7 protein-coding genes are annotated in these 8,697 nt (G+C 44.5%); 4 read left to right on the forward strand and 3 right to left on the reverse strand.

Annotated features, from left to right (window positions below; translation table 11 throughout):
• Positions 1-83: 83 nt before the first annotated feature.
• The 3 genes from PKO01S_RS27785 to PKO01S_RS27795 form a co-directional block, all read right to left on the reverse strand.
• A complete protein-coding gene (locus PKO01S_RS27785) occupies positions 84-377 on the reverse strand; it encodes a DUF7948 domain-containing protein (RefSeq protein ID WP_127534688.1) in 294 nt (97 codons plus the stop codon).
• A gap of 514 nt (positions 378-891) precedes the next feature.
• Positions 892-1,272, reverse strand: a complete 381-nt coding sequence (locus PKO01S_RS27790; RefSeq protein ID WP_127534689.1) for a hypothetical protein — start codon at positions 1,270-1,272, stop codon at positions 892-894.
• Between the two features lie 22 nt (positions 1,273-1,294).
• The gene (locus tag PKO01S_RS27795) at positions 1,295-2,758 is read right to left on the reverse strand and encodes an FTR1 family iron permease (RefSeq protein ID WP_127534690.1); all 1,464 of its coding nucleotides are present in this window, start codon (positions 2,756-2,758) and stop codon (positions 1,295-1,297) included.
• 562 nt (positions 2,759-3,320) lie between these two features.
• On the opposite strand from PKO01S_RS27795, the gene PKO01S_RS27800 reads away from it, so the two are divergent.
• The 4 genes from PKO01S_RS27800 (at position 3,321) to PKO01S_RS27815 (ending at position 8,553) form a co-directional block, all read left to right on the forward strand.
• Positions 3,321-3,932, forward strand: a complete 612-nt coding sequence (locus PKO01S_RS27800; RefSeq protein WP_127534691.1) for a VOC family protein — start codon at positions 3,321-3,323, stop codon at positions 3,930-3,932.
• A 37-nt stretch (positions 3,933-3,969) separates the two neighbouring features.
• A complete protein-coding gene (locus PKO01S_RS27805; protein WP_127534692.1) occupies positions 3,970-4,344 on the forward strand; it encodes a DUF2750 domain-containing protein in 375 nt (124 codons plus the stop codon).
• 557 nt (positions 4,345-4,901) lie between these two features.
• A complete protein-coding gene (locus PKO01S_RS27810; RefSeq protein WP_127534693.1) occupies positions 4,902-6,749 on the forward strand; it encodes an ABC transporter ATP-binding protein in 1,848 nt (615 codons plus the stop codon).
• Entirely contained in the window at positions 6,724-8,553 is a 1,830-nt protein-coding gene (locus PKO01S_RS27815) for an ABC transporter ATP-binding protein (protein WP_127534694.1), read from the forward strand. Before PKO01S_RS27810 ends, PKO01S_RS27815 begins: the two co-directional genes overlap by 26 nt.
• Positions 8,554-8,697: the final 144 nt, after the last annotated feature.

Genomic DNA, 8,697 nt, shown 5'->3' on the forward strand with positions numbered 1-8,697 from the left:
AGTTTACCTGAATGGTGACTAAGCCTTGTAAATATAGCTCAATACAGCAGGACGGCAACTGATCTTCAATTCAGCTGCCGTTTTCATAGCGTAAAGGGCAGGTCGACCAAGTCGCCATAAGGCGTGACAAAGTGAAGATGGCCGTCCGCATCCAATCGGATCTCGTCGGCGCCCGCGTACCTAATCCCAATATCCTCCGGTTTCGCACCGGGCAGAAGCAGCCAATCGAACTTAAGCTCGCCCCCCTCTCCCTGGATCAGGACATCGATTCCCGGCCAGAGTTCCCGGTACACGACTTCACGATAGAGATCCGCGTTCACGACATGACGAGCCGTATCGTTGCCCCGGAAGTAATGGAATTTCCCTTCCTCCGGCACGCTTCATAGTCATTTTCCTCCGCAGGTATTTCTAACAGAGTATGCCAGACCAACCAGGCAAGTGCCACAGGGCTTGCATTCTCCCCTCTCCCGTGCGTCGGACCGCTCGAACGGTGGACGTGCCGAGAACTTCACCGAAGAAACGTATTTGCAGAGCGAACGGCAATAGGCAGTATGGAAGGCAAGGGGGGATTAAAATGCAATTTATGGAAAAAGTGGGTAACCGTATCAAATCGCTATGATAACTTACCCTGCGGCAAATATTTTCATGTTCATGATCCAGACGGCAATGTAATTTTCAATAGTAGAGTAAAAAGAAATGAGCCGAGTGTACAATATGCCAAGGCCGGTATGCGTCAGTCTTGATTGCACTAACAGGTACGATAGTTGTATCAATAAATCTAAAACCCTCTATTAGATGCAAACGAAAAGGAGGTTTTATGCTGATTACGGATCTTGGGGATAATCTCTATATTTAAATTAAAAAGCCTGCGAATAATCGCAGGCAGAATTATTACTTTATACCTTGAACTAGCTCATTTAACGTTTTGTTAAGGCTGGCGTTCAGTTGGCCAAGTGTTGACATGTCGATGGAATCTGCTTTCGATCCAGCAACTTCCGGATTTAAGCTTTCTTCGATTTTCTCATAGAAGTCCGCATATTTGTCTTTTACACCATCCTCGAACGTTGCCCACGTCTCTTCAAGCTTAGGTCCGAGTTCTTTTACTTTTCCTTCGTTACCGGCATCAATTTCTTTTTGCAAGTCGTTCGTTACAACAATCAATTCATTTGCACCTTTTTTAACAGGATCTTCAGTCGTTTTGGAGCCGCAAGCGGATAGTGCAAGAGACAAAAGCAAGATGGTTGCAACAAGTAATAAGTGTAGTCGTTTCATTTGTTTTCCTCCTAAAGAACTTTTATGTTGTAGAGATGTTGGCTTTTGATTTATTGCGAATGCGGACAATGAATAAGAACAGAATGGCAATGAGAGCAATCGCCAGTTGAGGAGCTGCGCTTTGCCACGACGGATAGAAGGCAAAGAAATTGATGTTAGGCAATTTATCCGAATTCGAAACCGGCATAACGCCAGCTAGCTGCAAGCTATGAATGCCCATCCCCATAAATTTGATGCACAAGTAAAGTACGATAAAACTCGATACAAGGAAAAACGGACGAATCGGCAGTCTGATCCCGACGTATAGCATCAAGAACGCAACAAAGGCTAAAAATCCAAAGCCGATCAATATACCAAGCATCAAATCTTGGAAACTGATTTGATTTATCATACCGATTATAAACAAGACTGTCTCAGTACCTTCGCGGAATACCGCAAGGAAAGAGAGCGTCCCAAGCGTAATCATTTTCCCCGTGCTCATCGCGAATTCCGTTTTGGACTTAATGTATTGATTCCATTGTTGGATATTCGAGTTGCTGTGGAGCCAATAACTCATATAAAGCAACATCACTGCTGCGAACACGCCAGTCCATCCGGTGATCAAGAAGTTATTTTGGCCGAATGCGCCAGATGATAGGACGAATTTAATGACAAATGCTAGAGCGATGCTCAATAATAAGCCTGCACCAACTCCTGATATAACCCATTTCTTCCCATCTCTAGATTTCGATTTGCGGACGAATGCGAGCAGAGCACCTACGACTAACAAAGCTTCCAATCCTTCGCGAATCGGAATCATAGCGGCATCCCAGAAAGTATAAGCCGTTTTCTCACTAAGAGGCGTTAAATAGGAAATCATATTCGTAATCGTTTTTTCGGCACTATCGAAATTTGATTTTGTCAGCATCGCTTGAATGACAACTAAATCGCGTTCAGAATCGTTATACGCGGAAGACGACTGTGCGACGACATGCCCTTCAACACTTAACCAAGCATCACGAACTTTTTGAATGGCAGCAATTGCTTTCACCTGATCCTGGTTGTGTATGGTTTCTTTAATTTGCTTAAGCATGATGACAAAATCAGATAGGGTAATATCTTTTTCATCAAAATCGTTAGAGCTGGCGTATTTACCGTCCAAATAGTCTTTGGCTATGTTATGTAGGCCGAGGAGGGCTTTATTAACATCGGCTGATATATTGGTCATATACGCATATTCGGCTTGCCCCATTTGCGACTCAATCGCTTTGTATGCATCTGTTGAATCTGACTTGATCGAATCTTCTAATTTCAACCACTGCTCTTTGTATTGATCGTAAGCCTGTTTTGATGTGTCTAAGTCTTTAGCTGATTGTGCTTTCTCGATATAGGTGATCAGAGTTGACATATTGTCCAGACCGACACTCGAAGCCAATGCACTTAACGGAAATAATAATAAGAGAGATAACAATGCTGAAACAGCCAATATAAGTATTCGATTGAACATTATAATTCCACCTTTGTTGCCGATCTCATCGGAACATTGAAAACCATTATCACTACTTTTATGATTCTAATTGATTATCATTATCAGGTCAACTGAAATTATTGGGGAATTGAATATTTGTCAGCATTGCTGACAAGAACTTGATGACATTCCCGATTCGTAACAAGACTTGGTGACATTCCCAGCGGAGTGGGATCGGTAAAGAGGTAGCGTATACCGTATTTGAGATGTTTAAAGGCTTGGAGCGTATCATGGCTGGAAAAGAATTTGCCAGCGAGGACCTTTTGGATATTACTTATTTCCCAGTCTTTTAATATCGCCTATGTAATTTCAGGCTGAGTATTTATAGCCTTCATGTATTAAGCTAACTGAGTTTTCTCAACTAACGGGAAGGTTAGCGCAACGCGTACGTTCCAAATTATGTTACTATTATTCCGAACATATTTTCGAACAAAGATATTCTAAGGAGTGGAGATTGTTGCGGATACATAGTATTAAATTACTCACTAAACAATTAGAGCAACTCAAAAAGTTCTACATTTATGATCTCGGAGTCCCACTAGTGGAGAGTTCCAGTAATACGTTAACTTTAAAAGTGGGAACTTCAGATTTAATTTTCGAGCAAGCGGATAATGCTGAAAAAAGTCCATTTTATCATTTCGCCTTTGACATCCCAGAGAACAAAATAGAAGAATCAATCACTTGGCTAAACTCGGTCGGAGTTACACTAAATTTATTCCCAGACAACTCATATCAAATTTATTCCACAACCTGGAATGCAACTTCAATTTATTTTGGTGATCCTGCAGGAAATGTAGTTGAAATTATCGCTAGACATACACTTGATAACGCAAACCTTACTCCATTTACATGTAAGAATTTATTAAATATCAGTGAAATCGGTCTTGTGGTTAATGATGTAATTAGTATCAAAGACTTATTAAGTACAAATCTTTTAATTAATGGATACAAGGACAACAAAGAAACATTTGCAGCGGTAGGTGATGAAGATGGATTATTCATTTTGTCTGCATATAGAAGAGTGTGGCTTGGATCAGATAAGGAAGCGGAAATTTTTAAAACAGAAATTACAGTAGAAGGAACTCATGAAGGAGTATTTGATATTGGACAATACCCATACAGTGTTTCATTTGTTAACTCCTCGCTAAACTAACGGGAGACTTTAGTTTGATCACTAGGAGAAGATAATTTTGAATGAAAAAGAATTTGAAGCAGTTATAAAACTTCCTGCGAATATTCGATACGAATATTTTATTAAGAAGGTTGTTGATTTTGAAGAAGTTTGGGGATTGTATGATGACGGATGGGCAATGACTTCTGACGACGATGGAGGCATGATGATTCCATTCTGGCCAAAGAAAGAATTTGCGGAATATTGTGCTTTTGAGGAGTGGTCTAATTATAAAGCACAGAGTATCTCTTTAGATGAGTTTATCAATGAGTGGTTACCCGGTATTGAGGAAGACCAATATAAGCCATCGATTTTCTGGAATAGAGATGATTCAGCTGTTCTTGCGGTTAACGTACTGTTAAAAGATTTGGATCAAGAACTTGAAAAGTACTAAACAACGTTACGCTAACGGGAGAACGATAGCGGAACAAAACACACCACGAACGAGGCTGCCGCGCATGATCGGCGGCCTCATTAAGCTATTTGGCAGTTTAATGAAGAAGGTTGTTTCAGAAGCACGTTGACCTCAATAAAAAAACACAATGGGAAAGCAATTATTGAACGAGATGGTAAAGGGGTACTCGTTTTTTTGACCTCGGTCATGAGCGAGAATGCAATCGACGAGTACGAAAAAAGAGTATTTTAGAAGGATAGTTAGAATCAGAAACAGCAGCCATTGTTAAAGCGGGTGCTGTTTTTGTTATAACCAAGGCAGTTTTACATTGTTCAATAACCGACGAGCAATTGGCTGGCCTTCATGTACTCGAAGTAGCAGAAGGGAAATATTTACTCCGTCACGAATTATTCAGAATTGGTCACTTTGGGGCGTGTTTGAGTTATCGACGGTTGAATCTCCAGTCTCAACTACTGCTTGATAGTTTTAATATCCACGGGGGTGCCATGCTGATTTCGACAGTACTCTTCATCTAAATTTCATAAGGAGGTTTTAGAGTGTCAACAGAGAAAAAAGCTGCGTACTCCGCGTGGTCAAACATCATGTACTCCATGCAGATGCACTGGCGGGCGAGGCCGCTTACGTTGATATGCTGTGCTGTCTCGGTGCTCGTTGGCGTCGGTGTTCCTTTTGTAAGCATCTATATGCCTAAAATTGTCATCGACAACATTACTGCGGGAGTCACGCCGAGCGAGTTTATACTGTCGGTCGGCATCATGGCGCTTCTTCTGGCCGCGCTAAGCAGTGCTAAAAGCTACGCTGATCTCATCACCAATGAATCTGTAGGTACCATAAGCATATTGAAGCACCTCCAAATCATCATGCATAAGCATCTAAATATGGACTACGAGGTGCTAGAAAGCCCGGGATACGCAAAACGGGGCGAAAAGGCGTGGCGTGCCATGCAAAGCAATAACTCTCCCGCCTCTAACATACCGAGGAACCTTTCACAGTTTCTAATGAACGTAGCGGGTTTTCTTGTATATGGAACGGTTATCGTATCGGTACATCCCCTTATTATTCTCTTTCTAGCCATTTCGGCCGGGATCAATTGGCTTGCGCTCTCTCGCGCCCGAAAAGTTGAGAGGGACACGCGGGAAGAGCGGTCAAAGCTTCAAGGCAAACTCTGGTATCTTCAGAAGGTGTCGAAAGAGCCTTCCGGCGGCAAAGACGTACGTCTATATGACCTCAGCAGCTTAATCCGTGATATTTTTCAAAACGTACTTGGTTCCTCAACCGAAAAAGAGAAAAAGGTAGCGACTGGCGATATGAGGGCTCAGTTATCGGATGCGGTGCTCAGTCTGATTCGTGATGGGGCCTCGTACGCGTTTCTTATTTACTTGCTGATAAACGGCGAGATGACATTGGGCAACTTCGTGCTCGTATTTGCCGCCATTGGCGCGTTTGCGGGCTGGTTGTCGGGTATATTGACAAGCTCAAGCGAGTTGATCCGTTCCTTAAGTGAGCTGTCAGATATACGAGATTATCTGGATGTGCCCGATCTTTCAAATACTGGCGCCGGCCATGCGCTGCCTTCCGCCGATCTTCTTCCTCCCGCGATTACATTAAGAAACGTTGGATATACCTATCCGGAAGCAAAAGCACCGACCCTTTCAAGCATCGATTTTGAGATCAAGCCCGGAGAGCGCATCGCCATTGTCGGGGCGAACGGAGCGGGCAAGACGACGCTTATTAAGCTTTTATGCGGACTCTATAAGCCAACATGCGGGGAGATTACGCTCGCCGGCGTCGACATTACGCGATTTAACAGAGACGAATATTTTTCGCTTTTTTCAACGGTATTTCAGGATATTCATCTCTTCTGCTGCGATATTGCCGGCAATATCTCGCAGCAGCCCCCGGATCAGACAGACTACGAGAAGGTAGAGGAATGCCTCATCATGTCCGGCCTTATGAATAAAGTAAGAGGACTTGAGAATGGAGAATCCACACTTCTTGTCCGTCGGGTGCATACCGATGCTATCGAACTTTCGGGCGGCGAGAAGCAAAAGCTGGCGCTGGCGCGCGCGCTGTACAAAGACGCTCCGGTTATCATCTTGGATGAACCTACGGCAGCGCTGGACCCGATTGCTGAAAGCGAGATTTACCAGCGATATGCCGAACTGACTGCGGGGCGAACATCGATTTACATCTCCCATAGGCTGGCAAGCACACGTTTCTGCGACAGAATTCTATTAATCGATGGCGGCGGCATCGCCGAGTGCGGCACGCACGACGAGCTCATGAGGCATGGCGGGAAATATGCCGAGATGTTTAACGTGCAGTCTCACTACTATAAGGATGGGGAGGTGACCGATCATGAAGGAGCGCTCCATCTGGCGTAACCTGTACCGCGGATACGGCATCGTAAATTGCTTAACGCCAACCTACATTCCGCTTACTATCGCCTCATCCTTTATTAAAGCGGTTCAGCCCTTAATGGTGCTCTTCCTGTCTGCCCAGATCATAAACGAGCTGGCCGGCGAGCGCGACACCGGGCGCATTACGCTATATGCCGCACTTACAGTAGGGCTTGCGTTTGCCGGTTCGGCTATCAACGCCGCAGTTAACCGCAGGATCACAACCTTAAACAGTACGTTGTTGGCGCGTTTCTATTTTTTCCTGGGCAATCGATATATGCAGCTGAACTACGATCAAGTGGAAGATACGATGAATAATGAGAGGTTAGCGGATATTGAAGCGAAGTCGAACGGAAACGGACTTGGCATTCTGCGCCTGCACTACAGTCTGCCGGAACTATTACAGCCTCTTTTTGAGCTGATACTATCTGTCATCTTGTTTATCGGGATGTTCACATCCGCTTCTTCCTACGAGCAGACGTTTATAACTTCTCCGTTTGCTACCGTTGTGCTGATTCTTCTCATCCTGACAATGATTCCCTTTACTTATTTGCTCAAGAAGAGGGAGGAGACAATTCAGAAGAAAGTGTTTGAGGATAACCCTAAAGCAAACACCTATGTGAGTTTTTTTAACGAATATATGCAGGCCAAAAATGCCGCCAAGGACATACGACTCTATAAACAGTCGCCGGCGATAGAGGATCATTACAATAAATCCGTTGGAGCGGAGTACTGGTACCGTATTTTTAACTTGATGGGAAAAAACAACGCATTGGCAGCGGCAATGAATGCCGTACTAGGCGGCTGCGTATATCTCTTTATCGGTCTGCGGGCGCTTTATGGCATGTATCCTTTAGGAAGCGTGGTGCAGTACATCGGAGCGGTGACGGGCGCTGTAGGTGCGCTGGCCAAGCTGGTCTCTGTTTCGGGCAATTTTATAACAAACAACCCTTATCTCAACCTCGTGTTCGAGTATCTTGACCTGCCGGACAACATGCAAAAAAGCGCTAAAAGCAGGCAAATTCCGCAAGAAGGACTTGAGTTTGAGTTTCGTGATGTCTCGTTCAAGTACCCTGGGTCTGACAATTACGCCATCAAGAACCTTAGCATGAAATTTAATATCGGCGAACGGCTTGCCGTCGTGGGGTTGAATGGCAGCGGCAAGACGACGATGATTAAGCTGCTATGCCGGCTTTATGAACCTACGGAGGGCGTTGTCACGTTAAACGGCATCGACATCAGGGAGTATGACTATTCGGCATATATGGGCGTATTCAGCGTTGTGTTTCAAGATTTTAAACTGTATTCGTTCTCACTTGGCCATAACGTTGCCGCATCAGAGAATTATGACGCAGCACTGGCGGAGGAATCACTTATCATGGCGGGGCTTGGTGAAAAGGTCAAGAACATGCCAGAAGGGCTTCATACTTACCTGCATAAGGATTTCTCTGACGACGGTGTGGAGATTTCAGGAGGTGAAGCGCAGAAGGTGGCTCTCGCAAGGGCGCTGTACAAGAATGCGCCTTTCGTGATATTAGACGAACCTACGGCGGCACTGGACCCGATCGCAGAGTTCGAGATTTATTCCCGATTTAATGAATTAATCGGTGGTAAAACGGCAATCTTCGTCTCACACCGGCTCTCGTCCTGCCGATTCTGTCATGACATCGCCGTGTTTCACGAGGGTCGGCTTATTCAACGTGGTTCCCATGACGAGCTTGTAGCCGACCGGGACGGGAAATACGCTGAACTCTGGAATGCGCAGGCTCAGTATTACGTTGGGGCATAATTAAGTGTCGGACGACAAATACATCTATACTAAGAAAGTCGCATAAACTGCGGCTTTTTATTTTGTGTATAGAAGTTCTTTTCACTTGCTCAAGACTAGAACATCTATATACAAAGCTGTTGGACAAAAGTACGCGGGGTATTA

Source organism: Paenibacillus kobensis NBRC 15729 (assembly GCF_004000825.1).
GTDB lineage: Bacteria > Bacillota > Bacilli > Paenibacillales > Paenibacillaceae > Paenibacillus_T > Paenibacillus_T kobensis.

Excerpts from the sequence above, each read along its gene's own strand:
- PKO01S_RS27790 (WP_127534689.1), bottom strand. The coding sequence starts at position 1,272 with ATGAAACGACTACACTTATTACTTGTTGCAACCATCTTGCTTTTGTCT.
- PKO01S_RS27795 (WP_127534690.1), bottom strand. The coding sequence starts at position 2,758 with ATGTTCAATCGAATACTTATATTGGCTGTTTCAGCATTGTTATCTCTC.
- PKO01S_RS27815 (WP_127534694.1), top strand. The coding sequence starts at position 6,724 with ATGAAGGAGCGCTCCATCTGGCGTAACCTGTACCGCGGATACGGCATC.